We start from the raw sequence: 329 nt of genomic DNA, 5'->3' as shown, positions 1-329 counted from the left end.
CACGACGGTACAGCTAAGGCCCTTGTAGCAACTGTAGGTACAATCGCTGATAAAGAGTTCAACAACCGTGTCACTCCTCCGGAAGAACCTAAGTTCCAACCAGAGAAGTATGTATTGAATGCAGAGAAATTCTCAATCACTGATAACAAGCTTCTTGATGACGATTCTGAATTGGCTGACAAGTACGCAGATACAAATGCCAACCCATATGTGGATGGTACTGCAAACAACGAAGCTGAAAACATCAATACGAAGACTGTTAACCGTGGCGACAAGTTGGTTTACCAAGTATGGTTGGATACAACTAAATTTGACGCTAACAACAAGGA

At 42.6% G+C, this 329-nt stretch carries 1 protein-coding gene; it reads left to right on the top strand.

Annotation, left to right across the window (positions count from 1 at the left end):
- Nucleotides 1–329 (top strand): hypothetical protein (locus HA044_RS10150; RefSeq protein WP_187539421.1); only part of this gene is annotated, 329 nt, incomplete at both ends.

The organism is Streptococcus sp. IMAU 99161, from assembly GCF_014435245.1.
Lineage (GTDB): Bacteria > Bacillota > Bacilli > Lactobacillales > Streptococcaceae > Streptococcus > Streptococcus lactarius.
The sequence above is the reverse complement of the archived record's forward strand: the minus strand, read 5'-3'. Positions and strand labels throughout refer to the sequence as shown.